This is a genomic window from Amycolatopsis sp. CA-211722 (genome assembly GCF_056828465.1).
Genome location: NZ_CP184752.1, coordinates 683,744 through 708,459 on the forward strand (window position 1 = coordinate 683,744; position 24,716 = coordinate 708,459).

The following is a 24,716-nucleotide window of genomic DNA, read 5'->3' on the forward strand; positions in this document are numbered from 1 at the left end:
CAAGGTAAATCCTGGTACTCTGGTACCGAGCACTGGTCGGGACCACGGAGAAGGAGGGCCGCCATGGCCGCAGCAACCGCGCCCATCAAGGTCGACGCCGCGACCGATGAACTCGTGTCCCACGCGGCTCACTTCATGTCGCGCTCGAAGAAAGAGATCGTCGATGCGGCCGTACGTGAGTACATCGACGCGCACCGCGATGAGATCAACGCCGGAATCAAAGCCGCCCTCGGGCAGCTCAACGGCTCCGGCGCCGCCGCCGTCTCTCTGATGACCGGATTCAGCGGCGACGAAATCGATGAACTCGGCGGCATGCCGAAGTAGCCCGGCGGGTGTCGACCGACCCCGACGTGAGGCCCTTCAGTAGCATTTTGATCATGACTCAGGTCACAGTCGGCGTTCGTCCGACCCGAAGATGCCTTACCGACCTCAGCCTTTCACTACCAGATCTCGGACACCCCCTCGACGAGCTGGACAACCCGATCGTCGTCACCGCCCAGGCGATCCCCGCGCTTCGGAACGCCGGGGGTGCGCAGCGGATCTTGTCCTTGAGCGACCGCGTGTGGTTCAAGGTGAAGACCGGCGATCGCAGGGCGGTCGTCACCCGCTTACCAGGGGATGACCTGCCGGATGAATTGCCAAACGGGGTCGGTGCCTGGTGGATCGGCGCGGCCGGACGTCGCCAGGCCGATAGCCCGCAACACGACTTCTACCAAACGATCAGTCGCGAGTGCACGGCCGGGAGGACCGTTTCGACGACCCGCCTCCTTCCTGTCGAGTGGGACTGGAAACGCCTGAGCGCCGAGCAAGCGGTCACCTGGCAGCGCGAGATGAAACGGCTGGTGGTCCACCTCATCGCGTTGTCTCTCACCAGCGGAAAGCTCGCAGTAGCCGAATTCGAGCATCACCGCATCAAGGCTTTCGTCCGCGTCGATGACGACCATGAGGCGTACCTGGCGATCATCGCCGAAGGAATCCCGGATCCAAAGATCTTCGCCCTGCTCCTCGACTGCGTTCCCGGCGTCGCGACGGACGATTGGCAACCCGAGCCGTCCGAGCTGGCCGAACTGGAGCCAGGCCCCGGCGAAATCGTCTGGTCGACGCTGTTCCCGTCAGAAGTCGCGAGCGCGATCCTCGAACTCGACGCGGCTCACCGCGCCCGGTCGTAGACCAGCGCCATCTCCCCCAGGTCCCCGACCTCCTGATCCGCCAGCGCCCACTTCGACGCGGGCAGGCCGTCGACGAACAGCCGCTGCCCGCCGCCGGTGATCTCGGGGCAGATCATCAGGTACAGCCGGTCGATCAGGTCGTCCGCGAGCAGGGCCTTGATGACGCTGGCGCTGCTGTTGACCAGGATGTCGCCTTCCCCGGTCGCCTTCAGGTCGGTGATGACGTCGGCGACGGGCGCGTTCACCACGCGGGCGCGGTCCCAGGGCGCTTCGGTCAACGTCTTCGAGAAGACGACCTTTTCCGCGTCCATCAGCCACTTCGCGTAGGCGCGGTCGCGCGGGTCGGCGTTCTCGTCGGCGGCGATGGTGGGCCAGAAACCCAGGAAGCCTTCGGCGTTCAGCCTGCCGAGGACCGCGGTGGTCGCCTTCTCGTGAATACGGGCGAGGTGCGCGCGGGCGACGTCGGTGGTGGCGTACGAGACGATCGCGCCCATGTCACCAGGGCCGCCGGGGCCGCTGTAGTGGCCGTCGAGGGTGAGGCTGATGTTCGCGGTGACGCGGCGGCCGGTCGGGTTCGTCATGTCGTTCAGTCCTTTTCCTGGGTGAGCCGGGCGGCGAGGTTGTCGAGCACCTGACCCCAGCCGGTTTCGATACCGGCGATGAAGGTGACCGCCTCGACGGTCGTTTCCGTGATACGCAGGTCGAGCCGGAGCCCGGTCCCGCCCGGCGCCTCGGTGAACTTCAGGTCGTAATGCCCGGTGAAGAAGACGGCCCCCTTGGCATCCAGCACCGAGAGGTCGAATTCGAGGTGTTCGGGTTCGGTCGCGGCGCGGACCTCGCCCGAGGAGCGGTACCGCCCTTCCGCGTCGCGGTAGTCGAGCACGGCCCGTCCCCCGGCCCGCGGCTCGATGACGCAGTCGGTGACGGTCATCGAAGGCGGCGCCCACCAGGACGCGAGCAGCGCGGGCTCGGTCCAGTGCCGCCAGACGGCGTCCGGCGACGCGGCGAGCAGACGGTCGAACGTGAACGCCCGCCCGTCCGCCCACCGGTCCTGGTTCGCGGACGCGGTGTCCGCGGAGATCGCGGCCTGATAGCGCGCGAGGACATCTCGCTCACCCTCGTTCGCCTCGATGGTCGCGACCAGCGCCCGCAGCCGTCCGTCGAAGTCCTTCAGCGGGCCCGCTTCGGCGGCGTAGACCCGGCGCTGCCCCAGCGGGAAGACCGTCACGAGGCCGGCGCGGGCAAGGGTCTGCAGGTGCTTGGTGGTCTGCGGCTGCCGCAGGCCGGTCAGCTCGGCGAGTTCACCGACGGACCGGGGCCGCTCGGCGAGAAGCTCGACGATGCGCCACCTCGCTCTGTCTCCCAGTGCCGCTGCGATCTGCTCCATACCCAGAAGTATTCACTTATCGGAATATTCCTGTCAAGGAATATCTTGCTTGCGGAACTCCAGGAGGCTTCGCTCCTCGGTCAGCGTGGTGACGGAGTCGAAGACCAGCCCGTGTGAGGCCGCGAGCTCGCGAAGTTCGTCGAGGCGCCGCTCGCGGCCGCCATAGAGCACGAGCATGACCAGGTCCCACTCGGTCTGGGCCCCGAGCCCGCCGACCGCCTCGATGACGAGGACCCGGCCGCCCGGGCGGACCGCGTCGGCGCAGCGCGCCAGGATGCGATGGGCGTGCTCGTCGTCCCAGTCGTGAAGGATGTCGGAGAGCAGGTAGGCGTCCGCGCCTGCCGGGAGCGGGTCGAAGAAACTGCCGGCGATGACCTCGACGCGGCCTTCGAGGCCCTGCGCGCGCAGTTCCTCTTCCGCGGCCGCCGCGGTCGGCGCGAGGTCGACGAGCCGGCCGCGCATCGAAGGGTTGGCTTTCAGGATCGCGGCGAGCAGGCTGCCGTGACCCCCGCCGACGTCGACGAGCGTGCCGAAACGGGACCAGTCGAACCCCGAGACGAACCTCGGCACCTGTGTCAGGTACCGCTGGGTCATCTGCCGGTCGAAGGTCTCCCGGAGATGCGGCTGCTCGGCGAGATCGGTCCAGAAATCCTTGCCGTATCGGCGGATGTAGCCCGCCTCGCCGGTGGCGACGCTGTGCGCGAGTTCGATGAACGCCAGCTCGCCCCGTCCGCCGGCGGCGTTCATGTCCAGGAGCCCGGCAAGCCCGTTTCCGGCGCCGGCGCGGAGTTTCGCTCCGTATTCGGTGGTGCGGTACCCATCCGGAGCCGCCTCGACGACGCCGAGAGAAGCGAGGTGCCCGAGCAGCAGGCCGAGAGCGAGCGGGGATTGGCCCAGCTCCGCCGCCAGCTCGTCGACGGCCGCGCCGGGCCCGGACAACCTGTCCGGCAGCCCCAAGGTCACCGCGACCCGCAGCGCCATCGGCGTCGCGAGCCCGGCCAGCCGGAGGAATTCCTGTCTGTCCCTGTCATGAGTGGTCACGACTGTCCACTGTGACAGCGGGGTCAAGCGACTTATGGCACCAATGTGCGTCCGGTGAGCTCCGTGTTCTCCACGGTCTCGACGTAGCTCCGCGCGACGTCGGCCGCCGGGGTGCCGCCTTCCGGCTCGCCGAGCGCGGCGAGGGTTTCGCTCACCCAGCCGGGGCTGACGGCGTTGACCCGGAGGCCGCGCGGCAGTTCGCGCGCGGCCGCGGCGACGAACGCTTCGAGGCCGGCGTTGGTCAGGACTCCGAAAGCGCTGCCGCGCAACGTCTCCGGGATCCGGCCGGCGGTCAAGGTGACCGAGCCGCCGTCCGGCAGACGCGGGATCGCGCGCCGCAGCAGGAACACCTGCCCGAGCAGCTTTCCCTGCAGCCCTTGGACGAACTCTTCGTCGGTGCCGCCGTCGACCGGCACCAGCGAGCCGCTCCCCGCACAGCAGACGACGTGCTCGATCCCCGGCTCGGCGGTGAAGACCGCGTCGACCGTGGCGGGCCGCTCGACGTCCACCTTGATCTCACCGGAGCGGGACGCGGGTAGCACGGTGTGCCCGCGTGCGGTGAGCGCCGCGGTGACCGCGGTCCCGATCGTCCCGGTGGCACCGACCACGAGGATCTTCATCGGCGTCTTTCCTTTCAAGGTCGCGTGAGAGGTTCGGTTTCGTAAGCCCGGTGCAGCGCCACGACGAACGACGGCGCGTCCGGCAACGGCGCGGAGCCGATCCGGCGCACCGCGATCCCCGGGGTCCACGAGTTCATGACCACCGCGCCGGCGAGCCCCGGCAGATCGGCGAGCGTGACCTCCTGGACCCGTTGCGGTACATCGAGCGCCCCCAGACGCCGCTGGACGATGCCCATCGTGGTCCCCGCCAGCAGGTTGGCATCCGGCCACACCACCGTATCGCCGTCCCAGAAGGCGAGGTTCCAGATCGTCGCCTCGCTCAGCCTGCCCCGGCGGTCGACGAACGCCGCGTCGTCGAACCCTTCGCCGATGGCCCGCCGCCGGTAGTACGTCTTGGCCATCTCGCCGGTGTGCTTGATGACGGGAAGGACGCGCTCGTGTTCGACGGCCGCCAGCGCCAGCGGTCCCGCCGGACCGGACGACGGCGGCCGGGTGCGCACCAGGACTTCGAGGTCCCCCGGCAGGTGGACCGTCACGGTCAGGGAGACGTCGGCCGGGCCGGATTTCACCGCCTCGCGCACATACGAACGGATCCGGTCGTCGGGCACGGCGTCGCCGAACAGTTCCAGCGAGGCGGTCCGGAGCCGGTCCAGGTGCAGGTCGAGACCGCGCACCTGGCCGCCCCGCACCTGCATGGCGGTGAAATGCGCGAAACCGGCGAACGCGAGCGGCGCCAGCTCTCCGGCGGTCGCCGTCCGGCCGTTCAGCTGCGCGACATGAGGACTCATGCCCGCACGGTAAACCGGTTGCGGCCGCCCTGTCCCGGCGGAAGGATCCCGCGGGTGTCCGCATGGCGAACCGAGCTGTCGCGCTGGCAGTTCGATCTGACCTGGTCGTTGTTCGACTACCACCTCGCCGACCTCGAACCGGCGGACTTCCGCTGGGCGCCTTCGGCGGTGTGCTGGACGATCCGGCCGGACGGCACCCCTGACTGGGCCGACACCGAACCCGACCCCGTTCCGGTTCCCACGATCGCCTGGCTCACCTGGCATATCGGCTGGTGGTGGAGTGTCGCGCTGGATCACGCGAACGGACGGCCGCCGCGCGAGCGCGCGGAAATCACCTGGCCCGGCGAGGAAGCCACCGTCGGTTGGCTGCGCGGTCTTCGCGAGGAATGGCTGGCGGTGCTGGACCGCTCGACCGACACCGACCTGGACGCGCCTTCCGCCTATCCGTGGGGCGAGGACGCCGGGCTGACCTTCGCCCACACGGTCGCCTGGGTGAACTCCGAACTGATGAAGAACGTGGCGGAGATCGGGCAGCTCAGGTCGCAGCGGCGCGCGGCGTGATGCCGGGAATGGACTTCAGCTCACCCAGGAGCATCGAACTGACGGCGACCGGGTAGTCGTCGAGCGCGTACACCGTCCCGGCGAGTTCCACGCGGACTGCGGTTTTTCCCTTGTGCGCCAGCAAAGCCCGTTTCAGTTCGAGGACCGCGTCTTCGGTCAGCCGCTCGGCGGTCGCGTGCAGGGTCAGCGGTGGCTCCCCGTCGTCCGCCACGGAAAGGTCGAGCGGCACGAGCCCACCGCCGAACACCGACATCTTGTCCTCCCGCCAGTTCACCCAGCCGCTGACGCGAACGGCGTTGTCCTCGCCGAGATCCGCCGCGAACAGCGCGTACGCCTTGGGAAAGAACAGCACTTCGAGCGCCGCGTCGAGATCTTCGATCGTGCAGATCGCCCACGGCTCGCCCTTCTTGTTCACCCGCCGCTCCAGCGACGTGATGAGCCCGGCGACGACCAGCTCACCCTCGCGCGGCGGATTGTCGAGGATCGCCGCGATCGGCCGGGGCGCGTGCGCCCGCAGCACGTGTTCGGCGCCGTCGAGCGGATGCGCGGACACGTACAGCCCGAGCATTTCCCGTTCGTACGCGAGCAATTCCTTGCGCGGCCACTCCTCGACGCCGAGCTTGAGGTGCGCCAGCGGCGAGGTGCCGTCGTCGCTCTCCTCGCCTGGGCCGAAGAGATCGAACTGGCCCATCGCCTGCTTGCGCTTCAGCGGCACCACGGCGTCCACCGCGTCCTCGTGCACCCGCTGGATCGAGAGCCGCGTATGCCCGAGCGAGTCGAACGCGCCGGCCCTGGCCAGGGATTCGATGACGCGTTTGTTGCAGGCCACCAGTTCCGACTTGTCGAGGAAGTCGGTGAACGACGCGTACTTCCCCTTCTCCCGCCGGGTCTTGACGATCTCCTCGACGACGTTCGCGCCGACGTTGCGCACCGCGCCCAGCCCGAACCGGATCGCGTCCCCCACCGCGGAGAACCGGAGGCCCGATTCGTTGACGTCCGGCGGCAGCACCTCGATCCCCAGCCGACGGCATTCCGACAGATAGACCGCCGACTTGTCCTTGTTGTCCCCCACCGAAGTCAGCAGGCCCGCCATGTACTCGGCCGGGTAATTCGCCTTCAGATAGGCGGTCCAATAGCCGACAAGGCCGTAACCGGCGGCGTGGGACTTGTTGAACGCGTAGCCGGCGAACGGCAGGATCGCGTCCCAAAGGGCCTGCACGGCCTCGCGCGAGAAGCCGTTGGCGACCATGCCGTCGCGGAAACCCTCGAACTCCTTCTCCAGCACCTCTTTCTTCTTCTTGCCCATCGCCTTGCGCAGCACGTCGGCGCGCCCCATGGAGTAGCCCGCCACGTCCCGCGCGATCCGCATGATCTGTTCCTGGTACACGATCAGGCCGTGCGTCTCGGCCAGGATCTCGCGCAGCGGCCCGGCCAGCTCGGGATGGATCGACTCGATCGGCTGCCTGCCGTTCTTGCGGTCCGCGTAGTTGTTGTGCGTGTTCATCGCGATCGGACCCGGCCGGTACAACGCGTTCACCGCGATGATGTCGCCGAACCCGGTCGGCTTCAGCCTGCGCAGCAGATCCCGCATCGCGCCGCCGTCGAGCTGGAAGACGCCGAGACTGTCGCCGCGGGCGAGCAGTTCGTAGGTCGCCGGATCCTCGACGCCGAGCGTGTCGAGATCGATCTCCTCGCCGCGGTTGGCCTTGACGTTGTCGAGCGCGTCGCCGATGACGGTGAGGTTCCGCAGGCCGAGGAAGTCCATTTTCAGCAGGCCGATGGCCTCGCACGACGGGTAGTCCCAGCCGGTGATGACCGCACCGTCGTCCCGCCGCCACAACGGGATCGCGTCGAGCAGCGGTTCACTCGACATGATGACCGCGCAGGCGTGGACGCCGGCGTTGCGGATCAGGCCTTCGAGACCGCGCGCGGTCTCGAAGATCTTGGCCGCCTCGCCGTCGCCTTCCAGCAGGGCACGGACTTCCGCCGCTTCGGCGTACCGCTCGTGGGCCGGCTCGACGATCCCGGCGAGCGGGATGTCCTTCGCCGCGACGGGCGGCGGGAGCGCTTTCGAGATCCGGTCCGCGATCGCGTACCCGCTCTGTCCATAGTGGACACGTGCGGCGTCCTTGACGGCGGCCTTGGTCTTGATGGTGCCGAAGGTGATCACCTGGGCGACATGCTCGGCGCCGTACTTGCCGGTGGCGTACCGGATCATCTCTCCGCGGCGCCGGTCGTCGAAGTCCATGTCGATGTCCGGCATCGAGACCCGCTCCGGATTGAGGAACCGTTCGAAGAGCAGCCCGAGGTCGATCGGGTCCAGATTGGTGATCCCGAGCGCGTACGCCACGAGCGAGCCCGCCGCCGAACCTCGGCCAGGCCCGACGCGGATGCCGACACGGCGGGCGTGGTTCATCAGGTCTGCGGTGATCAGGAAGTACGCCGGGAAACCCTTTTCGGCGATCACGCCGATCTCGAAGTCGGCGCGGGCGAGGTACGTCTCGGGGACACCGTCCGGTAGACGGCGGCGAAGCCCGGCCGCGACCTCCTCGCGCAGCCAGGACTCCTCGTCGTGTCCGTCCGGGACCTCGAAGACCGGCATGCGGTCGACGTGCCGGTAGACGTCGTCGTAAGGCTGGATCCGTTCGGCGACGAGCAGCGTGGAGTCCGCCGCGCCAGGAACCTCCGTGTCCCAGTACGCCCGCATCTCCTCCGCGGACTTGAGGTAGTAGCCGTCGCCGTCGAACTTGAAGCGGCCGGGATCGTCGAGGGTCTTGCCGGACTGGACGCACAGCAGCGCCGAATGCGCGGCGGCCCTGTCCCGCGTGACGTAGTGCGAATCGTTGGTGGCCAAGGGTTTCAGCCCGAGCCTGCGGCCGATGTCCAGCAACCCGTCCCGCACGGACCGTTCGATCGGGAGCCCGTGGTCCATCAATTCCAGGAAGAAGCCGTCCGCGCCGAAGATGTCGCGGTAGTCCGACGCCGCCTGGATCGCCTCGCCGGGCTGCCCGAGCCGGAGCCTGGTCTGCACCTCGCCCGACGGGCATCCGGTGGTGGCGATGACGCCTTCGTGGTGCCGGGCGAGGAGTTCGCGGTCCATCCGGGGTTTGCGGTAGTAGCCCTCCAGACTGGCCAATGAGGACAGCTTGAACAGGTTCCGCAACCCGGTCGCGTTCTCCGCCAGCATGGTCATATGCGTGTAGGCGCCGCCTCCGGAGACGTCACCGCCGTCGCCACGCCGCCCCCAGAACACCGGCTTCTTGTGGAAACGGGACTCCGGCGCGAGGTAGGCCTCGATGCCGATCACCGGTTTCAGCCCTACCTGGACGGACTGCCGGTAGAACTCGTCCGCGCCGTACATGTTCCCGTGGTCCGTCATGCCCACGGCGGGCATGCCGAGCCGCTGGGCCTCGGCGAACAGGGGCGCGATCTTGGCCGCGCCGTCGAGCATCGAGTACTCGGTATGAACGTGCAGGTGCACGAAGGAGCCCACCGGCCACTCCCCATGGTTGTACGATTCCGGTCCGACGCGGCGATTGGACCGTTGGCGTACCGGTGTTGTCCAACAAGCGACACGCTGCCGTCGACAACCACACGTTGTAGGGAGTGCACAGTGGAGCTGGACCTGGGCGCGGTGCGCGCGTTCGTCGCGGTGGCCGACGACCGGTACTTCAGCGAGGCCGCGATCCGGCTGGAGATCAGCCAGCAGGCGATCTCCAAACGCGTCGCGAAGCTCGAGTCGGATCTCGGCGTGCGGCTGCTGTCGCGGACGCGCGGCGGGGCCGAGCCGACCAAAGACGGCGAGGAGTTCCTCAAACACGCCCGCGCGCTGATCAGCCTCGCCGACCAGGCCGTCGAACGCCTGCACGGCAGGCGGCGGGCGCTGCGGGTCGACGTCCTCGGCACGCGGCTGGCGACCATGGAGGTCATCCGGGCGTTCCACGCCGAACACGACGACGAACTGGAGCTCGTCACGCCCGGGCTGGGTGCGATGCGCCGGTCCCTGCTGCCGGAGACCGTCGATGCCGCCTTCGCTCGTGTCAGCACCGTGCCGTCGCCGGGGATCGGGCGCACACCCGCCTATCTGGAACCGGCGAACCTGCTGGTCGGGCGGCGGCATCCGCTCGCGCGGCGGCGCCGGGTCGCGATGGCGGAGCTGGCCGGCCTGACGGCGTGGATGCCCTACAACGCGCGGGCCAGCGAATGGGCGGAGTTCTGGCAGGAACTGTGCCCGGAGTTCGGCGTCCTGGTCGACACCGACGGCCCGAACTTCGGGCTCGAACACCACATCGAAGTGCTGAGCGGGTCGACGGACCGGCTGGGTTTCGTCGGCGCGAAGATGCACGTGCCGTGGCATCCCGACGTCGTCCAGATCCCGCTCGTCGACCCGACGCCGGTGTACCCGTTCTCCCTGCTGTGGCGGCTCGAGAACCGGCACCCCACGCTGCGGTCGCTGATCGAGCACGTCCGCTCCGCTTACCGGCCGTTCGATGCGGAACGGCAGTGGCTCCCGGTGTCGGACCGGGAGGCCATGAGCGCCCCCGTCGCCGGCCCGTGACCTCCCTTGATCAAGGTTCGGGAGCGATGTGCCTTCGCATCTCCTTGGCGAGTCTCGCCGGGAGAGCGAGCACAACGCCTTCGAGCATTTCCCTCGCCTGCCTGGGATCACCGCAGCACTCCCAGACACCGCAGCCTTCGCTGTCGACCCGAAGCCGCCAGTACGGGTTCGCGACGAACTCACGCCAGAGACGCAGCGCGGTCCGGATCGCACCGGGCCCGAGGTAGTTCCGGGAGCGTTCGAGCCGGGCCAGCTCGGCGGCGAGCGCGGGCGAGAAGCCCTCGCCGAATTCGGCCGGGTGGCGCGGCGACAGCTCTCGCCGGACTCGCGCGGGCGAGCTACGCGGCATGGCCCTTTCGGAAGTTCGTCATTCGATCATCGTGTCACACCCCGGAAGCCCGTTTCGCCCTTTCGGGGCGCCCCTCCATGGCTGACGCGGCTCGTCCACACCCGTACTGTGACGACATGGCGTCTCGAAGCCCCTTTCGCTGGCTGTCCCGATGGGCCGACTGGTTCGAAGAGCGCGGCGTCTACGTCCCGGGCGAGGAAAGCCGGGCGGTCGATCCGATGCGCGATTTCGGCTGGCTGATCGTGGCCTGGGTGTCCGGTTTGGCGATCTTCATCCTGTTCTTCGCCTTCGCCGTCTGACCCCTCGGCGATGTGCCACCGAGGTGACGACTGTCACTAGTCGTGTCCTTCCGATCACGGATCGGCCACGGCTGTACACCAGGTCCGCCTCAACCCGGCCTCGCCGCTCCTCTCGGCTGCGGAAGACCGTCAGTCTGGACTCTTCGGCACTAATACCTACCTCGAACGGCCCACCCGCACCGCCGACTGGAGTAACCCCACATGGCGCCCCCGCGCACCCCGAAGCTCTTGATCGCCGCCTGCTCGTTGCTGCTGGCGGCCGCGTGCGGGGTCACGGCACCGGAAAAGGGGGCCGCCGTGCTCGGCGCGGACGCTCCGGCGCAGGGTCTCGCCGCGACACACGCGGAAGGCGACCTCGCCTTCGGCGCCCCGCACCGGTTCAAGACCGGGGTCACGATCTCCGTTTCGGCGCCGAAAGCGTTCCGGCCCAGCGCGTCGGCGTACCCGCAGAGCCCACGCGCGGTGGCCTTCGCCATCGAAGTGACGAACGCGGGCGACGGCACCTACCGGCTCTCCGGCCTGTCCGTGACGGGCGAAGTCGACGGAGAGGATTCCGCGGTCAAACAGGTCGTCGACCCGGTGCAGGGCTACAACGGCATCGCGGACGCGGGCAAGGACGTGGCGCCCGGCCGGTCCGTCCAGCTTAACCTCGCCTTCGCCGTTCCGGACCGGCCGGTGAACCTGCGCCTCCAGGTGCGGCCGAGCCCTTCGGAACCTGTCGCGGCGAAGTACTGCGGAAAGGTCTGACGCCGCCGGTTCGCTACCGTGTGCGTCATGACCGAGCAGCGACTTTCCCCCGGCGACAAAGCGCCCGACTTCACCCTCCCCGACAGTGAGGGCAACGACGTCAAGCTCAGCGACTTCCGCGGCAAGTCGGTCGTCGTGTACTTCTACCCGAACGCCGGCACGCCGGGCTGCACGAAGCAGGCCTGCGACTTCCGGGACAGCCTCGCGCAGCTCAACGACGCCGGCTACCAGGTGCTCGGCATCTCGCCCGACAAGCCCGCGAAGCTTGCGAAGTTCGTCGAGGCGGAGGGGCTGACCTTCCCGCTGCTGTCCGACACGGAGAAGACCGTCCTCAAGGCGTACAGCGCCTTCGGCGAGAAGAAGAACTACGGCAAGGTCTACGAGGGCGTCATCCGCTCGACGTTCGTCGTCGACCCCGAGGGCAAGATCGCCGTGGCTCAGTACAACGTGCGGGCAACGGGGCACGTCGCGAAACTGCTGCGGGACCTCTCCCTCGCGTGAGCCTCGTGAGTGGTAAGGACGGTTCTAACCGTCCTTACCACTCACGAGAACTCAGCCGGCCAGCTTCCGCAGCTCCCCCACCAACGCCCGCAACGCCTTCCCCCGATGCGAAGCTTCGTCCTTTTCTGACGGTTCCAGCTCCGCCGAGGTCCGCGTCCCACCCTCCGGCACGAAGATCGGGTCGTAGCCGAATCCGTTGGCACCACGACGTTCCCGGATCAGCGAGCCGCGCCATTCCCCGCGCACCACGGTTTCGTCACCACCGGGGACGACCAACGCTGCCGCGCAGACGAAAGCCGCGCCCATGCGCTCGTCCGGAGTGTCGGACAACTGCGCCAGCACGAGATCCAGGTTCGCCTCGTCGTCGCCGTGCTTTCCCGACCAGCGTGCCGAAAGCACGCCCGGCATGCCGTTCAGCGCGTCGACGGCGATACCCGAGTCGTCGGCGATGGCCGGAAGACCGGTCGCGGCGGCCGCGTCCTGGGCCTTCGCGAGCGCGTTGCCTTCGAAGTCCGGAGCGGTTTCGGGCGCTTCGGGGAACTCGGGGACGTCGGCGAGGCCGATGACCTCGACACCCTCGATGCCTTCGGCGACCAGGATGCGTCGGAGCTCGCCGAGCTTCTTCGCGTTGCGGGTGGCGAGGAGGAGCTTGGTCACTTCGCGCCCTTCTTCTTGTCGGGCCGCGGCTCGGGAAGTTCGCCGGGATACGGCAACGCGAGCGCCTCGGTCTGCAAGCGGGTCAGCTCCTCGCAGCCCGCGAGCGCGACGTCCAGCATGGTGTCCAAAGTGGACCGAGCGAAGGTGGCGCCCTCGCCGGTGCCCTGCACCTCGATCAGGGTGCCCGCGTCGGTGGCGACGACGTTCATGTCGACCTCCGCGCGCGAGTCCTCTTCGTAGGGCAGGTCAAGGCGCACGCGGCCGTCGACGACGCCGACGCTCACCGCGGCGACCGAGGACGAAAGCGGCTGCGGGTCGGCGAGGCGGCCGGCCGCGCCGAGCCAGGTGACGGCGTCGGCGAGCGCGACGTAACCGCCGGTCACCGCGGCCGTGCGGGTGCCGCCGTCGGCCTGGATGACGTCGCAGTCGATGACGATCGTGTTCTCCCCCAGCGCCGCCAGGTCGATGCAGGCGCGCAGGGACCGGCCGATCAGCCGGGAGATCTCGTGGGTGCGGCCGCCGACGCGGCCTTTGATGGATTCGCGGTCGCTGCGGGTGTTGGTCGCCGACGGCAGCATCGCGTACTCGGCGGTGACCCAGCCGAGGCCGGAACCGGCCCTCCAGCGGGGGACGCCCTCGGTGACGCTCGCCGCGCACAGCACCCGGGTGTCGCCGAATTCGATCAACACCGAGCCCGCGGGCCACCGCTGGAAACCGCGGGTGATCTTGATGTCGCGAAGCTGGTCGTCGTTCCTGCCGTCTTTTCTCGCCACGGCCGCCACTCTAGAACCCCGCGTCAGAGGTCGTAGACGGCGCCCTGCTCGACCAGCTCGGCGGCGGGGAACGCGACGGCCGCCTCGGCGAGGACCGCGTCGCGGTCGGTCCAGGGCGCGACGTGGGTGAGCAGCAGCCGCCCGACCCCCGCCTTGCGCCCCAGCTCCCCCGCTTCCTTGCCGGACAGGTGGACGCCGGCGGGCCGGTCGGGCGAGTCGGTCCACGACGCTTCGGACAGCAGGACGTCGGCGCCGCCCGCGAGATCGGTCAGGTTGTCGCAGACACCGGTGTCCCCGGTGTAGGCGAGGGTCTTGCCGCCGTGCGCGAACCGCAGGCCGAACGCCGGGGTCGGATGGTCGACCGGGACCGCGGTGACCTCGAACGGCCCGATCTTCATGGGCTCGGCCCGCAGGGCGTCGAAGGCGAAGACGTCCGTGAGATCGGTGGTCGCCCGCTCGTCCTCGTTCGCCGCGTACGCGTAGGTCAGGCGCTCCCGCACGTCCGACGGCCCGTACACCGGCAGCCGCCGCGGCCTCGCCGGGTACGGCAGCGCGGGGTGGTAGCGGCGAAGCACGGTGAGCGCGCTGACGTCGGCGCAGTGGTCGGGGTGCAGATGCGAAAGGATCAGCGCGTCCAGGTCGAACGGGTCGCGCAGCGCCTGCAGCCTGGCGAGTGTCCCGTTGCCGAGCTCGAGCCCCAGGACGAACCCGTCCGCCTCGATCAGGTAGCCGGACGCGGCGGCGTTGGGCCCGGGGATGCTGCCGGAGCAGCCGAGGATCGTGAGACGCACTGTGACACCTTAAGCACGGAATCGGCGATTTTAGGCGCTGGTGGGAGCCAGCACACCCGGAGCGAAGCCCATGAACCGCTGAGCGAGCCTGGTGAACGGCTCGGCGGATCCGGTGGCGACGAACTCGTGCCGCGGCGGGGTGTCGCGCTCGGCGAGGAGGTCGGCCTCGGTGAGGACGCGCACGAGGTCACGCGCGGTCTCCTCGGCGCTGGACACCAGAGTGACGTCCTGGCCCATGACGATCTGCAGCACCCCGGAGAGCAACGGGTAGTGCGTGCAGCCCATGACCAGCGTGTCGACCTGCGCGTCCAGCAGTGGTTCCAGATAGCCCTGCGCGAGCCCGAGCACCTGGCGCCCGGTGGTGATCCCGCGTTCGACGAAGTCCACGAACCGCGGGCACGCGACGCTGGTGATCTCGACGTCCTGCGCGGCGTTGAAGGCGTCGTCGTACGCGCGGGACCGGACGGTGCCCTCGGTGCCGATCACGCCGATACGCCCGGAACGCGTGGCGGACACGGCCCGGCGCGCGGCGGGGAGGACGACCTCGATCACGGGGACGTCGTAGCGTTCCCTCGCGTCGCGAAGGCAGGCAGCGGAGGCGGTGTTGCAGGCGATGACCAGCGCCTTCACCCCGCCTTCGACGATGTCGTCCAGCGCTTCCAGCGCGTACTGGCGTGCCGTCGCGATGGGAAGCGGACCGTACGGGTTGCGGGCGGTGTCGCCGACGTAGCGCAGCTGCTCACCGGGCAGCTGCTCCAGGATCGCCCTGGCGACGGTGAGCCCGCCCACTCCGGAATCGAAGACGCCGATCGGGGCGTCGGCGCTCGGCTTGGTCACACGGCGAGGCTACCGGGGCCCGCCGCTTTCCTGGCCTGGGACCTGTCGGCCCTCGCCATCAACCAGGCGGCGAAGACGCCCGACAGCGCACCGAACAGGTGCCCCTGCCACGAGACGCCCGGGTCACCCGGAAGCAGTCCCCAGAGCATCCCGCTCCAGATGCCCAGCAGCACCACGGCCACCAGGATCTGCCCGACGGCGCGGTTGAAGATGCCCCGGACCAGCAGGAACGCGAGCCAGCCGAAGGCGACGCCGGACGCGCCGACGGTCACCGTGCCGCCCGGCGCGATCAGCCAGACACCGAGACCGGAGAGCACCCAGATGATCGCGGTGACCAGCACCCACCGGCCGATACCCGCGGACATCGCGAGGAAGGCGAACACCAGCACCGGAACGGTGTTGGAGAACAGATGCCCCCAGCCCGCGTGCAGCAGCGGCGCCCAGAGCACGCCGTCGAGATCGGAGAGCTCGCGAGCGACGATGCCACCGCTCTGATCGAGGTCGAGAGGCAGCACGACGTCGACCAGCTCGACCAGGTAGAGCAGCGCGGTGAAGGCCAGCGCGACGATCGCGGCGGCCCTCGGGTTCGGCGGCAGGACGCGTTTGGCCGGATCGCTACCGGGCTCGCTCGCCGGGACCGGCTGGGAAGGCAAAGTGGTCACCTCCACAGGCTACGGCGGCGAACGGCGAGATCGCCTCCGTGAGAACCCTGAATTGTCGGTGGGTGCCGCTACCGTCGATCACATGGGGTTCCCTTCTTCCGAGCACTCCGAACGCTCCGAGCACGTGGACGTGCCCGCCTACCTCGCGCGACTCGGCCTCGAGCACGAGCCGCCGAGCCTCGACGCGCTCTTCCGGCTGCACAAGGCCCATGTGGAGCGGGTGCCGTACGAGGATTTCGAAGTCCAGCTGGGCCGGGTGACCTCGCTGGACCCGGCGGTGTCGTTCGGCCGGATCGCCGCCGGCCGCGGCGGCTACTGCTATCACCTCAACGGCGCGTTCTCGGTGCTGCTGCGGGCGCTCGGCTACCAGGTCACCCGGCATCCGGGCGGTGTACAGGGCCGTGGTGAGGCGGCCGGGATCCACCTCAACCACCTGGCTCTGACGGTGACCGGGCTGCCGGAGACGCCCGAAGTCGGCTGGCTGGTCGACGTCGGGCTTGGGGACGGTATCCACGAGCCGCTCCCCCTGCGTGAAGGCGAATACAAGCAAGGGCCGCTGGTGTTCCGCTTGCGGCCTTCGGAGGTCACGCCGGGCGGCTGGCGGTTCGACCACGACCCGCAGGGCAGTTTCACCGGGATGGATTTCGCGCCGGAAGCGGCCGTGATGGCCGACTTCGCCGAGAAACACGTCGAGCTGTCCACGTCCGAGGATTCCGGCTTCGTCCGCACGCTGGTGGTGCAGCGACGCGACGCGGAGGGAGTGGATTCGCTGCGCGCGCTGACCTTGAGCGGTCTGCCGGGCGGCAAGACCGTGCTGGAATCACCGGCCGAGTGGTGGACGGCGCTCGAGGACGTCTTCGGCGTGGCTCGCGGTGGATTCACCGGTGAAGAACAGGACAGGCTGTGGCGGCAGGCCGTCGCCCAGCACGAGCGTCACACCGCGGGAGGGAGTGAGGCCTTGCCCAGCGCGTAGTCCACGGCCGCTTCGGCGTGCAGCCTCGTCGTGGGGAAGGTGGGCACCGCGCTGTCTTCCGGGCCGACGAGCAGTTCGATCTCCGTGCAGCCGTAGATCACGCCTTCCGCGCCCGCCTCGACGAGCCGCGCGATGACCTCGCGGTACCGCTCGCGGGACTCCTCGGTGACCACGCCGTGGACGAGTTCGTCGTAGATGACCCGGTGCACCGTCTCGCGGTCGTCCTCGTCCGGCACGAGCACGTCGAGGCCGTGCGCGGCGAGGCGTTCGCGGTAGAACGGCTGGGCCATGGTGAAACCGGTGCCCAGGAGCCCGACTCGTTCGATGTCGCGGGCTTTGATCGCGGCCGCCGTGGTGTCGGCGAGATGCAGGAGCGGCACGTCCAAGCCGTCGGTGAGCCGGGCGGCAACCTTGTGCATCGTGTTGGTGCAGAGGACGACGAAGTCCGCTCCGGCGGCTTCGAGAGCGCGTGCGGCGCGGTTCAGTTCCCGTCCGGCGTCGTCCCAGCGGCCCTCGGCCTGCATCGCCTCGATCTCGGCGAAATCCACGGAGTACAGCACGGTGCGCGCTGAGTGATACCCGCCGCGCAGCTCGCGGACGCGTTCGTTGACCAGCCGGTAGTACTCGGCCGACGATTCCCAGCTCATCCCGCCCAGCAACCCGATGACCTTCATGGCCACCATCGTGCCAGCGCCGGACCGCCTCGCTCCCCCAATGTCATGAAAGGGTCGTTCAGGACGTTTTTCGTCCTGAACGACCCTTTCATGACACCCGGCTGCCCCCCTCCCGAACGCTATGAAAGGTCCTTTCCTTGCAAATTTTGCAAGGAAAGGACCTTTCATAGCGCGTGCAGAGGGGATCAGGCCCAGAGCTGCCCGTCGAGCCTTTCGGCCGCTTCGTCGAGCGAGCCGGAGTACGCGCCCGTCGAGAGGTACTTCCACCCCGCGTCTGCCACCACGAAGGCCACATCGGCGGGCTTCCCCGAAGCGGCGGCCTTTTCGGCGACGGCCAGCGCCGCGTGCAGTACGGCTCCGGTCGAGATCCCCGCGAAGATGCCTTCGTGCTCCAGCAGCTCACGTGTCCGGCGAAGCGCGTCGTACGCGCCGACGGAGTACCGGCCGTTGAGCACGCTGGCGTCGTAGAGCTCCGGGACGAAGCCCTCGTCGAGGTTCCGCAGGCCGTACACCAGCTCGCCGTAGCGTGGTTCGGCCGCGATGATCTGGACGTCCGGCTTCGCCTCGTGCAGGTAGCGCCCGACACCGACCAGGGTGCCGGTGGTGCCGAGGCCGCCGACGAAATGCGTCAGGGTCGGCAGGTCCTTGAGCAGTTCGGGCCCGGTGCCGCGATAGTGCGCGTCGGCGTTGGCCGGGTTGCCGTACTGGTAGAGCATCACCCAGTCCGGGTTGGCCTCGGCGAGTTCCTTCGCCCGGCGCACGGCCTCGTTGGATCCGCCGGCGGCCGGGGAGAAGACGATCCGCGCGCCGTACGCCTGCAGCAGCTGCTTGCGTTCGGTCGAGGTGTTCTCCGGCATCACGCACACGAGGCCGTAGCCCTTGAGCTTCGCGGCCATGGCGAGCGCGATCCCGGTGTTGCCCGACGTCGGCTCCAGGATCGTGGAGCCGCGCCGGAGCGTGCCTTCGCGCTCGGCGGCCTCGATCATCGCCAGCGCGGGGCGATCCTTGATCGAACCGGTCGGGTTGCGGTCCTCCAGCTTCGCCCACAACCGCACGTCATGGGTGGGCGAAAGCCGGGGAAGGCCGACCAGCGGGGTGCCGCCGAGCGCGTCGAGCAGCGACTCGAAGCGAGCCATCGATCAGCCACCGGCCACGGCGGGCAGGATGGTCAGGGTGTCGCCGTCCTTGACCTCGGCCTCGAGACCGCCGGAAAAACGGACGTCCTCGTCGTTGACGTAGACATTGACGAAACGGTGCAGCTTCTCTTCCTTGACCAGGCGGGCCTTGAGGCCGCCGTGGCGGGACTCGATGTCGTCGATCACCTCGAGCACGGTCTTGCCGGTCGCCTCGACGGACTTCTCGCCGCCGGTGTGCGTACGCAGGATGGTCGGGATGGACACGGTCACGGCCATGGTTTTCTACCTCCGGTGGGTTCTCTGCTACGCAGACGTTCGGGCCGGTCCGGGATATTCCCGGACCAGGGTTCAGCCGATGATCTCGACGGGCTCCTCGGTGATCTCCCCGTCCACGATCCGGTACGACCGGAACTGGTGCGAATCGGGGTCCTTGGTGGAAACGAGCACGTAGTGCGCGTCGGGTTCCGAGGCGTACGAGACATCGGTGCGGGACGGATAGGCGTCGGTCGCGGTGTGCGAGTGGTAGATGACCACCGGGACCTCGTCGTTGGCGTCCATCTCGCGATAGAGCTTGAGCAGATCGCCCGAGTCGAATTCGTAGAACGTCGGCGAGCGGGCCGCGTTCAGCATGGGGATGTACCGCTCGGGGCTGTCCGATCCCTCGGGACCGGCGATCACCCCGCACGCCTCGTCGGGATGGTCACGACGGGCATGGGCGACGATCTCGTCGACGAGTTCACGGCGGATCCGGAGCACGTCGCCCATCTTAGGTGCTGGACAGAGCCGGTCCACACTCTGAGATCGCCGCCACTCCCACCCGCGTTTCGTCCTCTAAATGCGGTAGTTGCACACGCAAGGACCGCATTTAGAGGACGAAACGCGTGGTCAGGGCAGGGCTTCGGGCCAGACGTCGCGGTACGCGCGCATGTCACCGGCCGAAGTGGCCGAAAGCACACCGTGCACCATCGCGCGGCCGAAGACCCTCGCGGCCGCCGAGCAGAGCGTGTCCAGCACCATCGCGCGCCGCGCCGCCGCGACGGGACCCGCGCCGCCGGGCAGTTCCCGGTCGCCGGTCGCCAGCGCGAACACCGTGTCGCCGTCGAACATCGTGTGCGCCGGCCGCACGGCCCTGGCGAGACCGTCTTGCGCGGCCACCGCGAGCCGCCGCGCCTCCGCCTTGGACAGCGCCGCGTCGACCGCGACCACACCGATGGTCGTGTTGAGGCCGGCGGCCTTCGCCTCGACGTCGCCCGGCCGGTCGGGCCAGCGGACGCCGAACTCGCCGTCGACCTCGTGATCCGCCGCGTACGCGCGCCCCGTCGAGAGATCCACGGCCTCACCGGCGGCGTTCACGGCGGCGACGACGCCGACGGTGAACTCCCCGACCTTCTCCGACGCCGTCCCGATCCCGCCTTTGAGTGATCCCGCCTTCGCCCCGGCGCCCGCTCCCACGGTCCCGAGCGTGACCGGACCTCCGACAGCCGCTTCGCAGGCCGCATAGCCGAAGGACGCGTCCGGACGGTTGCCCCACTCGCCGCGCGGCAGGTCGAACAAGACCGCGGCGGGCACGATCGGCACCACCTCGTGCGGCCGAGTGCCCACGGGGATGCCCAGGTTCCGCTCGGCGAGCCAGCGCATGACGCCGTCCGCGGCGGCCAAGCCGTACGCGCTCCCGCCGGACAGGCAGATCGCGTTGACGTGCTGGACCAGGTTCTCCGGCTCCAGCAGGTTGGTCTCGCGTGTTCCGGGCGCGCCGCCGCGCTGGTCGACAGCCCCGACCGCGCCGCCGGGGACCAGCACGACCGTCGTCCCGGTCGCCCAGCCGTCGCCGACCCTCTCGTGGTGCCCGACCAGCACGCCGGGGACGTCGGTGATCATGACGTCAGCGACTGGATGAGGGTCTCCTGCACCCAGGTCAGCCAGTGGTAGACGCCGAGATGCGGCGCGCGGGGATCGTCCTCGGGCAGTTCGTCGGGCATGTCCTCGGTGACGTCGAGCGCGGTGCCCAGCGCCAGCCGGACGTCGTTGAGGGCGCCCAGCCACGCGTCGGCCTGCTCGAAGGTCAGCCGCACGTTCCCGCCGTCACGCGGCAGGGTGTCCAGCACGATCTTCGCGACGCCGACCTTCTTGTCCAGCAGCTCGGGCTCGTGGATCGACCGCATCGCGGCGGCCGAGTCGATGTCCTCGCGGGTCGGGTTGTCCGGATCGAGCTTGTGGAAGTCCGGCAGCAGCCGCGAAAGCACCGGGTCGTCCGGCGATTCGGTCGGGCCGGTGCGGATCCCGGTCAGCTCCGCCAGCTCGTCCTGAGGCGCCTCTTCGGCGCGCGCGGTGAGCATGTCCTCCAGCTGGCTGACCAGGCCGCGCAGCACCGCGGCCTCCTGCTGCTCGAATCCCGCGACGATGGTGTCGCCCTTGCGGCGCCATCCGTTCATGAAGGCTGCTCCATGGTGGCCCAGAGGCCGGCCGCGTGGAGTTTCGCGACGTCGGTCTCCACCTTTTCCTTGGACCCGGAGGACACGATCGCCTTGCCCTTCTGGTGCACGTCGAGCATCAGCTTCGTCGCGTGGTCCCGGCTGTAACCGAACAGCTTCTGGAACACGTACGTCACGTAGGACATGAGGTTCACCGGATCGTTCCAGACGACCGTCCGCCAGGGTTTGTCCTCAGAGACGACCTCTACTCCCTGTGGATCAACCTGCGTCTGCTCGGATGCGACAGGCGTGGACATGCACTCCATGGTGTCACGGGCCCGATCCGGTACGGGCTGGCAGGTCCGGCCATGTGGGTGAATAGGCTGGTGCCATGGGTTTCCCCGAGGCGGCCACTGGCGCCAGCACCGCGCTGCTCACCGACCACTACGAGCTGACCATGCTGGCCAGCGCCCTGTCCGACGGGACGGCGGACCGGCCTTGCGTCTTCGAGGTCTTCGCACGTCGTCTGCCCGACGGCCGCCGCTACGGCGTCGTCGCGGGCACCGGGCGGGTCCTCGACGCGATCGCGGACTTCCGGTTCACCGACGCCGAGCTGAGCCAGCTCGAAGCGACCGCCGTGGTCGACGACGCCACCCTTTCGTGGCTCGCGGACTACTCCTTCTCGGGGAACATCGACGGCTACCCCGAGGGCGAGCTGTACTTCCCCGGCTCCCCGATCATGACCGTCACCGGTTCCTTCGGCGAGGCCGTCGTGCTGGAGACGCTGATCCTGTCGATCCTCAACCACGACAGCGCGATCGCGTCCGCCGCGGCGCGGATGTCGGGCGCCGCGCACGGCAGGCCGATCATCGAGATGGGCGGCCGCCGCACGCACGAGTACGCCGCCGTCGCCGCCGCGCGGGCCGCGTACCTCGCCGGGTTCGCCACGACCTCCAACCTCGAAGCCGGCCGCCGCTACGGCATCCCGACGCGGGGCACCGTCGCGCACGCGTTCATGTTGCTGCACGACAGCGAGGAACAGGCGTTCCGCGCGCAGGTGGACAAGATGGGCGCCGACACCACCCTCCTGGTGGACACCTACGACATCACCAAGGGCATCGAGACGGCCGTCCGGGTGGCCGGGACCGAACTGGGCGCGATCCGCATCGACTCCGGCGACGTGGGCCCGCTGGCGCGCAAGGCCCGCGAGCAGCTGGACGCCCTCGGCGCCAAGGACACCCGCATCGTGGTGTCGGGCGACCTGGACGAACACGCCATCGCGGCGCTGCGGGCGGAACCGGTCGACGCGTACGGCGTCGGGACCTCGGTCGTCACCGGTTCCGGCGCGCCGACCGCGGGCATGGTCTACAAGCTCGTCGAGGTCGACGGCAGGCCGGTCGCCAAGCGCAGCGCGCACAAGGAATCCCGCGGCGGAAGGAAATCCGCGCTTCGACGGCACCGCGAGACCGGCACCGCCGTCGAAGAGGTGATCTGGACGGCCGCCTCCCCGGTCCCGGAACGGGGACCGAACGACCACGAATTGCAGATTCCGCTGGTCCGGGACGGCCGGACGGTGGATGATTTGCCCACGCTGGACGACGCGCGCCAGCGGCTTCGGCGGGCACTGGTGAGCCTTCCGTGGGAAGGCCTCAAGCTCTCGCACGGGGAGCCCGCCATCCCGACCGTATTCGTCTAAAGAGAACTCAGGAGCAACACATGGGGACCGCCTTGATCGTGGTCGATGTGCAGAACGACTTCTGCGAAGGCGGGTCGCTCGGCCTGCCCGGTGGCGCCGCCGCCGCCGAAGCGATCTCCAAGCAGGCCGCGGAGGGTGGCTACGCGCACGTCGTCGCCACCCGCGACTACCACATCAACCCGGGCGACCACTTCAGCGAGACGCCGGACTTCAAGGACAGCTGGCCGCGGCACTGCGTCGCGGGCACCTCCGGCGCGTCGTTCCACCCCGCGCTCGACGTGGTCCCGATCCGCGAGGTCTTCTCCAAGGGCGAGTACACCGCCGCGTACTCCGGCTTCGAAGGCAACGCGCGCGACGGCAAGACCCTCGACGCGTGGCTGAAGGAGCACGACGTCACCGAGGTCGACGTCGTCGGGATCGCGACCGACTTCTGCGTCCGTGCGACGGCGCTCGACGCGGCGAAGGCCGGCTTCAAGGTCCGGGTGCTGCTCGACCTCACGGTCGGCGGCTCGCAGCCGACCGTCGACGCCGCGCTCAAGGACTTCGACGAGGCGGGCGTGACCTACACCGGGAAGGCGCCGGTCCCGGCCGCATGATCCAGCACGACCTCCAGGACACCCTGATCGAAAACCGGCTCGTCGCGATCCTGCGGGCCGCGGACGCGAGCCGGTTCGCCGACGCCGCCACGGTGTTGCACGCGGCCGGCGTCCGAGTGCTCGAAGCGGCGTTGACCACTCCGGGCGCCACGGACGCCATCGCGACCATCCGCAAGAAGCTCGGCGACGACGCGCACATCGGCGCCGGCAGCGTGCGCGAGGTGTCCGATGTGGACAAATCGGCGGACGCCGGCGCGACCTTCCTGGTCACGCCCACGGTGAACCCGCTGGTCATGGAGCGCGCGCACGAACGCGGGCTGCCGGTGATCTGCGGCGCGCTGACGCCGACCGAGATCGACCAGGCGTGGCGTCTCGGCGCCGCGGCGGTGAAGGTCTTCCCGATCGCGGCCGTCGGCGGCATCGCCTACCTGCGGGCGGTCCGGGCGCCGATGCCGGACATCCCGCTGGTGCCGACGGGCGGCGTGCACCTGGCCGACGTGGCGAAATACCTCGAGGCCGGCTCGATCGCCGTCGCGGCCGCCACGCCCCTGGTCGGTGACGCGCTCACCTCGAAGGGGTCGCTGGCCGACCTGGCATCCCGCGCGAGCGAGTTCGTCGCGGCGGCCGCGAAACACGTCTCGCGCACCTGACGCGTTTAGTCCTCTAAATGCGGTACTTGCACGCGCAAGGACCGCATTTAGAGGACGAAACGCGGGGAATCAGGGCTTCTTCTTGCCATAGGGGTCGCAGCGCGCGGTCCCGAGGTAGATGTCGCCCTTCGCCGGTCCGCCGCCCTGCGGGAACAGCTTGATGTGCAGCATGTGCGTCACGAGGCTCCCGTCGGGCGGCGTCGGCGTGACGGTCTCGTTGACCGTGAGCGACGCCAGCGGCGTCCCGGCCTTGCCGCCCGGGATGGTCAGCCGGTAGTTCTGCGGGATGTTCTCGGGCAGCTTGAACCCGGTGACGTCGCCGAACTCGATGTAGCCGAGGCTGCCGTCCTCGGTGGTGCTGCACTTCGCCATGAACGAGCGGACCTTGATCACCGGGCCGCCGAAGCGGTTGAGCAGGGTGGTCTCGAACCGCCGCCCGGCCGCCTCGCCGATGGCCACCGAGCCGTTCCGGCCGCAGCGTGACTCACCTCCGCTGAATCGGGCGAAGTCACCGACGGACCCACCTTGGGTCTTCGCGTTCAAGGGGCCGTCGACGTCGCACGGCGCCAGCTCGCCGGTGACCACGTGCTGGTCGCCGATCTCCACGTCGAGCGAACCCACCGACGCGGCCGCCGTCGCGGGCGCGGGACCGGCCGACGCGACCGCCGGACCTCCCGCCACCAGCGCCCCGGTCAGCATCGTCACCGACAACAGCCTCGAAACGGGTTTCCTCATGTCCGGCAGCCTCCACCAACCGCCTGTCCCGCGCAGGGTCATGCCACCCGGACGAGTGGACGTGCGATGACCGTGAGGTGGCCGACATTCGGTCCGCGTCCCGTC

The 24,716-nt window shown here is 69.3% G+C and carries 31 protein-coding genes; 11 read left to right on the forward strand and 20 right to left on the reverse strand.

The genetic code is table 11. The features are described from left to right. The first annotated feature begins 63 nt into the window (after positions 1-63). A complete protein-coding gene (locus ACOCEP_RS03290) occupies positions 64-324 on the forward strand; it encodes a hypothetical protein (RefSeq protein ID WP_482335693.1) in 261 nt (86 codons plus the stop codon). Positions 325-377: 53 nt separating this feature from the next. Then, a complete protein-coding gene (locus ACOCEP_RS03295; RefSeq protein ID WP_482335694.1) occupies positions 378-1,169 on the forward strand; it encodes a hypothetical protein in 792 nt (263 codons plus the stop codon). Here the strand turns inward: ACOCEP_RS03295 and ACOCEP_RS03300 are convergent. The 5 genes from ACOCEP_RS03300 to ACOCEP_RS03320 are packed head-to-tail and all read right to left on the reverse strand — an operon-like array spanning position 1,151 to position 5,005. Further along, positions 1,151-1,750: a dihydrofolate reductase family protein gene (locus ACOCEP_RS03300; RefSeq protein WP_482335695.1), complete on the reverse strand. Its 600-nt coding sequence runs from the start codon at positions 1,748-1,750 to the stop codon at positions 1,151-1,153. The genes ACOCEP_RS03295 and ACOCEP_RS03300 overlap by 19 nt on opposite strands. Before the next feature lie 5 nt (positions 1,751-1,755). Then, on the reverse strand, positions 1,756-2,556 hold the full coding sequence (locus tag ACOCEP_RS03305) for a metalloregulator ArsR/SmtB family transcription factor (RefSeq protein WP_482335696.1): 801 nt from the start codon (positions 2,554-2,556) through the stop codon (positions 1,756-1,758). A 33-nt stretch (positions 2,557-2,589) separates the two neighbouring features. Then, complete coding sequence (locus ACOCEP_RS03310; protein WP_482335697.1) at positions 2,590-3,597, reverse strand: methyltransferase; 1,008 nt, start codon at positions 3,595-3,597, stop codon at positions 2,590-2,592. Between the two features lie 32 nt (positions 3,598-3,629). Continuing rightward, positions 3,630-4,217: an SDR family oxidoreductase gene (locus tag ACOCEP_RS03315; protein WP_482335698.1), complete on the reverse strand. Its 588-nt coding sequence runs from the start codon at positions 4,215-4,217 to the stop codon at positions 3,630-3,632. A gap of 14 nt (positions 4,218-4,231) precedes the next feature. Continuing rightward, positions 4,232-5,005 carry an aminotransferase class IV family protein gene (locus ACOCEP_RS03320; RefSeq protein WP_482335699.1) on the reverse strand — a complete coding sequence of 258 codons (774 nt, stop codon included), beginning with the start codon at positions 5,003-5,005 and terminating at the stop codon, positions 4,232-4,234. A 54-nt stretch (positions 5,006-5,059) separates the two neighbouring features. Between ACOCEP_RS03320 and ACOCEP_RS03325 the strand changes: the two genes are divergently transcribed. Continuing rightward, on the forward strand, positions 5,060-5,566 hold the full coding sequence (locus ACOCEP_RS03325; RefSeq protein ID WP_482335700.1) for a DinB family protein: 507 nt from the start codon (positions 5,060-5,062) through the stop codon (positions 5,564-5,566). Here the strand turns inward: ACOCEP_RS03325 and dnaE are convergent. Beyond that, positions 5,541-9,059 carry a DNA polymerase III subunit alpha gene (dnaE, locus tag ACOCEP_RS03330; RefSeq protein WP_482335701.1) on the reverse strand — a complete coding sequence of 1,173 codons (3,519 nt, stop codon included), beginning with the start codon at positions 9,057-9,059 and terminating at the stop codon, positions 5,541-5,543. The genes ACOCEP_RS03325 and dnaE overlap by 26 nt on opposite strands. A gap of 120 nt (positions 9,060-9,179) precedes the next feature. Between dnaE and ACOCEP_RS03335 the strand changes: the two genes are divergently transcribed. After that, entirely contained in the window at positions 9,180-10,124 is a 945-nt protein-coding gene (locus tag ACOCEP_RS03335) for a LysR family transcriptional regulator (RefSeq protein ID WP_482335702.1), read from the forward strand. A gap of 10 nt (positions 10,125-10,134) precedes the next feature. On the opposite strand, the gene ACOCEP_RS03340 is transcribed toward ACOCEP_RS03335, so the two are convergent. Further along, a complete protein-coding gene (locus tag ACOCEP_RS03340; protein WP_482335703.1) occupies positions 10,135-10,473 on the reverse strand; it encodes a hypothetical protein in 339 nt (112 codons plus the stop codon). Between the two features lie 116 nt (positions 10,474-10,589). On the opposite strand from ACOCEP_RS03340, the gene ACOCEP_RS03345 reads away from it, so the two are divergent. The 3 genes from ACOCEP_RS03345 to bcp all read left to right on the forward strand — a co-directional run bounded on the left by ACOCEP_RS03345 (position 10,590) and on the right by bcp (position 12,020). Beyond that, on the forward strand, positions 10,590-10,772 hold the full coding sequence (locus ACOCEP_RS03345; protein WP_482335704.1) for a hypothetical protein: 183 nt from the start codon (positions 10,590-10,592) through the stop codon (positions 10,770-10,772). Positions 10,773-10,973: 201 nt separating this feature from the next. Beyond that, positions 10,974-11,519, forward strand: coding sequence for a hypothetical protein (locus ACOCEP_RS03350; RefSeq protein WP_482335705.1), 546 nt, complete (start codon positions 10,974-10,976; stop codon positions 11,517-11,519). A gap of 27 nt (positions 11,520-11,546) precedes the next feature. After that, the gene (gene bcp, locus ACOCEP_RS03355; RefSeq protein ID WP_126732711.1) at positions 11,547-12,020 is read left to right on the forward strand and encodes a thioredoxin-dependent thiol peroxidase; all 474 of its coding nucleotides are present in this window, start codon (positions 11,547-11,549) and stop codon (positions 12,018-12,020) included. Between the two features lie 51 nt (positions 12,021-12,071). On the opposite strand, the gene rdgB is transcribed toward bcp, so the two are convergent. From rdgB to ACOCEP_RS03380, 5 genes are read right to left on the reverse strand one after another with little or no spacing between them, the layout of a single operon-like run. Then, the gene (gene rdgB, locus ACOCEP_RS03360; RefSeq protein ID WP_005165674.1) at positions 12,072-12,677 is read right to left on the reverse strand and encodes an RdgB/HAM1 family non-canonical purine NTP pyrophosphatase; all 606 of its coding nucleotides are present in this window, start codon (positions 12,675-12,677) and stop codon (positions 12,072-12,074) included. Continuing rightward, a complete protein-coding gene (rph, locus tag ACOCEP_RS03365; protein WP_037342521.1) occupies positions 12,674-13,450 on the reverse strand; it encodes a ribonuclease PH in 777 nt (258 codons plus the stop codon). The genes rdgB and rph overlap by 4 nt, the downstream gene beginning before the upstream one ends. A gap of 23 nt (positions 13,451-13,473) precedes the next feature. Continuing rightward, entirely contained in the window at positions 13,474-14,241 is a 768-nt protein-coding gene (locus tag ACOCEP_RS03370; RefSeq protein ID WP_482335706.1) for an MBL fold metallo-hydrolase, read from the reverse strand. Positions 14,242-14,271: 30 nt separating this feature from the next. Further along, on the reverse strand, positions 14,272-15,078 hold the full coding sequence (murI, locus tag ACOCEP_RS03375; RefSeq protein WP_007028257.1) for a glutamate racemase: 807 nt from the start codon (positions 15,076-15,078) through the stop codon (positions 14,272-14,274). After that, positions 15,075-15,731 carry a rhomboid family intramembrane serine protease gene (locus ACOCEP_RS03380; protein ID WP_482339554.1) on the reverse strand — a complete coding sequence of 219 codons (657 nt, stop codon included), beginning with the start codon at positions 15,729-15,731 and terminating at the stop codon, positions 15,075-15,077. Before ACOCEP_RS03380 ends, murI begins: the two co-directional genes overlap by 4 nt. Positions 15,732-15,822: 91 nt before the next feature. Here ACOCEP_RS03380 and ACOCEP_RS03385 point away from each other — a divergent pair, with 91 nt between their 5' ends. After that, positions 15,823-16,713, forward strand: coding sequence for an arylamine N-acetyltransferase family protein (locus ACOCEP_RS03385; protein WP_482335707.1), 891 nt, complete (start codon positions 15,823-15,825; stop codon positions 16,711-16,713). Here ACOCEP_RS03385 and ACOCEP_RS03390 read toward each other — a convergent pair. The 7 genes from ACOCEP_RS03390 to clpS form a co-directional block, all read right to left on the reverse strand. Then, a complete protein-coding gene (locus ACOCEP_RS03390; RefSeq protein WP_482335708.1) occupies positions 16,674-17,387 on the reverse strand; it encodes an aspartate/glutamate racemase family protein in 714 nt (237 codons plus the stop codon). The genes ACOCEP_RS03385 and ACOCEP_RS03390 overlap by 40 nt on opposite strands. A 185-nt stretch (positions 17,388-17,572) precedes the next feature. Beyond that, a complete protein-coding gene (locus tag ACOCEP_RS03395; protein WP_192743177.1) occupies positions 17,573-18,523 on the reverse strand; it encodes a PLP-dependent cysteine synthase family protein in 951 nt (316 codons plus the stop codon). Positions 18,524-18,526: 3 nt separating this feature from the next. Next, on the reverse strand, positions 18,527-18,799 hold the full coding sequence (locus tag ACOCEP_RS03400) for a MoaD/ThiS family protein (RefSeq protein ID WP_005165659.1): 273 nt from the start codon (positions 18,797-18,799) through the stop codon (positions 18,527-18,529). Between the two features lie 72 nt (positions 18,800-18,871). Further along, on the reverse strand, positions 18,872-19,288 hold the full coding sequence (locus ACOCEP_RS03405) for a M67 family metallopeptidase (protein ID WP_016336788.1): 417 nt from the start codon (positions 19,286-19,288) through the stop codon (positions 18,872-18,874). 120 nt (positions 19,289-19,408) lie between these two features. Then, on the reverse strand, positions 19,409-20,401 hold the full coding sequence (locus ACOCEP_RS03410) for a P1 family peptidase (RefSeq protein ID WP_482335710.1): 993 nt from the start codon (positions 20,399-20,401) through the stop codon (positions 19,409-19,411). Then, positions 20,398-20,955 (reverse strand): DUF2017 domain-containing protein, encoded by a 558-nt coding sequence (locus ACOCEP_RS03415; protein ID WP_482335711.1) that lies wholly within the window; start codon positions 20,953-20,955, stop codon positions 20,398-20,400. The genes ACOCEP_RS03410 and ACOCEP_RS03415 overlap by 4 nt, the downstream gene beginning before the upstream one ends. After that, positions 20,952-21,251: an ATP-dependent Clp protease adapter ClpS gene (gene clpS / locus ACOCEP_RS03420; protein ID WP_005165655.1), complete on the reverse strand. Its 300-nt coding sequence runs from the start codon at positions 21,249-21,251 to the stop codon at positions 20,952-20,954. Before clpS ends, ACOCEP_RS03415 begins: the two co-directional genes overlap by 4 nt. Before the next feature lie 74 nt (positions 21,252-21,325). Between clpS and ACOCEP_RS03425 the strand changes: the two genes are divergently transcribed. The 3 genes from ACOCEP_RS03425 to ACOCEP_RS03435 are packed head-to-tail and all read left to right on the forward strand — an operon-like array spanning position 21,326 to position 23,876. Beyond that, a complete protein-coding gene (locus ACOCEP_RS03425; protein ID WP_482335712.1) occupies positions 21,326-22,630 on the forward strand; it encodes a nicotinate phosphoribosyltransferase in 1,305 nt (434 codons plus the stop codon). A gap of 20 nt (positions 22,631-22,650) precedes the next feature. Further along, complete coding sequence (locus ACOCEP_RS03430; protein WP_482335713.1) at positions 22,651-23,226, forward strand: nicotinamidase; 576 nt, start codon at positions 22,651-22,653, stop codon at positions 23,224-23,226. After that, positions 23,223-23,876: a bifunctional 4-hydroxy-2-oxoglutarate aldolase/2-dehydro-3-deoxy-phosphogluconate aldolase gene (locus tag ACOCEP_RS03435; RefSeq protein WP_482335714.1), complete on the forward strand. Its 654-nt coding sequence runs from the start codon at positions 23,223-23,225 to the stop codon at positions 23,874-23,876. Before ACOCEP_RS03430 ends, ACOCEP_RS03435 begins: the two co-directional genes overlap by 4 nt. A gap of 69 nt (positions 23,877-23,945) precedes the next feature. Here ACOCEP_RS03435 and ACOCEP_RS03440 read toward each other — a convergent pair whose 3' ends face one another. After that, the gene (locus ACOCEP_RS03440) at positions 23,946-24,611 is read right to left on the reverse strand and encodes a choice-of-anchor P family protein (protein ID WP_482335716.1); all 666 of its coding nucleotides are present in this window, start codon (positions 24,609-24,611) and stop codon (positions 23,946-23,948) included. Between the last annotated feature and the right edge of the window lie 105 nt (positions 24,612-24,716).

Coding starts and splice junctions, on each gene's coding strand:
- ACOCEP_RS03315 (WP_482335698.1), bottom strand. CDS start 4,217: ATGAAGATCCTCGTGGTCGGTGCCACCGGGACGATCGGGACCGCGGTC.
- bcp (WP_126732711.1), top strand. CDS start 11,547: ATGACCGAGCAGCGACTTTCCCCCGGCGACAAAGCGCCCGACTTCACC.
- ACOCEP_RS03405 (WP_016336788.1), bottom strand. CDS start 19,288: ATGGGCGACGTGCTCCGGATCCGCCGTGAACTCGTCGACGAGATCGTC.
- ACOCEP_RS03350 (WP_482335705.1), top strand. CDS start 10,974: ATGGCGCCCCCGCGCACCCCGAAGCTCTTGATCGCCGCCTGCTCGTTG.
- ACOCEP_RS03435 (WP_482335714.1), top strand. CDS start 23,223: ATGATCCAGCACGACCTCCAGGACACCCTGATCGAAAACCGGCTCGTC.
- clpS (WP_005165655.1), bottom strand. CDS start 21,251: ATGTCCACGCCTGTCGCATCCGAGCAGACGCAGGTTGATCCACAGGGA.
- ACOCEP_RS03300 (WP_482335695.1), bottom strand. CDS start 1,750: ATGACGAACCCGACCGGCCGCCGCGTCACCGCGAACATCAGCCTCACC.
- ACOCEP_RS03305 (WP_482335696.1), bottom strand. CDS start 2,556: ATGGAGCAGATCGCAGCGGCACTGGGAGACAGAGCGAGGTGGCGCATC.
- ACOCEP_RS03340 (WP_482335703.1), bottom strand. CDS start 10,473: ATGCCGCGTAGCTCGCCCGCGCGAGTCCGGCGAGAGCTGTCGCCGCGC.
- ACOCEP_RS03345 (WP_482335704.1), top strand. CDS start 10,590: ATGGCGTCTCGAAGCCCCTTTCGCTGGCTGTCCCGATGGGCCGACTGG.
- ACOCEP_RS03390 (WP_482335708.1), bottom strand. CDS start 17,387: ATGAAGGTCATCGGGTTGCTGGGCGGGATGAGCTGGGAATCGTCGGCC.
- ACOCEP_RS03430 (WP_482335713.1), top strand. CDS start 22,651: ATGGGGACCGCCTTGATCGTGGTCGATGTGCAGAACGACTTCTGCGAA.
- ACOCEP_RS03385 (WP_482335707.1), top strand. CDS start 15,823: ATGGGGTTCCCTTCTTCCGAGCACTCCGAACGCTCCGAGCACGTGGAC.
- ACOCEP_RS03295 (WP_482335694.1), top strand. CDS start 378: ATGACTCAGGTCACAGTCGGCGTTCGTCCGACCCGAAGATGCCTTACC.
- ACOCEP_RS03440 (WP_482335716.1), bottom strand. CDS start 24,611: ATGAGGAAACCCGTTTCGAGGCTGTTGTCGGTGACGATGCTGACCGGG.
- ACOCEP_RS03290 (WP_482335693.1), top strand. CDS start 64: ATGGCCGCAGCAACCGCGCCCATCAAGGTCGACGCCGCGACCGATGAA.
- ACOCEP_RS03395 (WP_192743177.1), bottom strand. CDS start 18,523: ATGGCTCGCTTCGAGTCGCTGCTCGACGCGCTCGGCGGCACCCCGCTG.
- ACOCEP_RS03400 (WP_005165659.1), bottom strand. CDS start 18,799: ATGGCCGTGACCGTGTCCATCCCGACCATCCTGCGTACGCACACCGGC.
- ACOCEP_RS03415 (WP_482335711.1), bottom strand. CDS start 20,955: ATGAACGGATGGCGCCGCAAGGGCGACACCATCGTCGCGGGATTCGAG.
- ACOCEP_RS03320 (WP_482335699.1), bottom strand. CDS start 5,005: ATGAGTCCTCATGTCGCGCAGCTGAACGGCCGGACGGCGACCGCCGGA.
- ACOCEP_RS03410 (WP_482335710.1), bottom strand. CDS start 20,401: ATGATCACCGACGTCCCCGGCGTGCTGGTCGGGCACCACGAGAGGGTC.
- ACOCEP_RS03425 (WP_482335712.1), top strand. CDS start 21,326: ATGGGTTTCCCCGAGGCGGCCACTGGCGCCAGCACCGCGCTGCTCACC.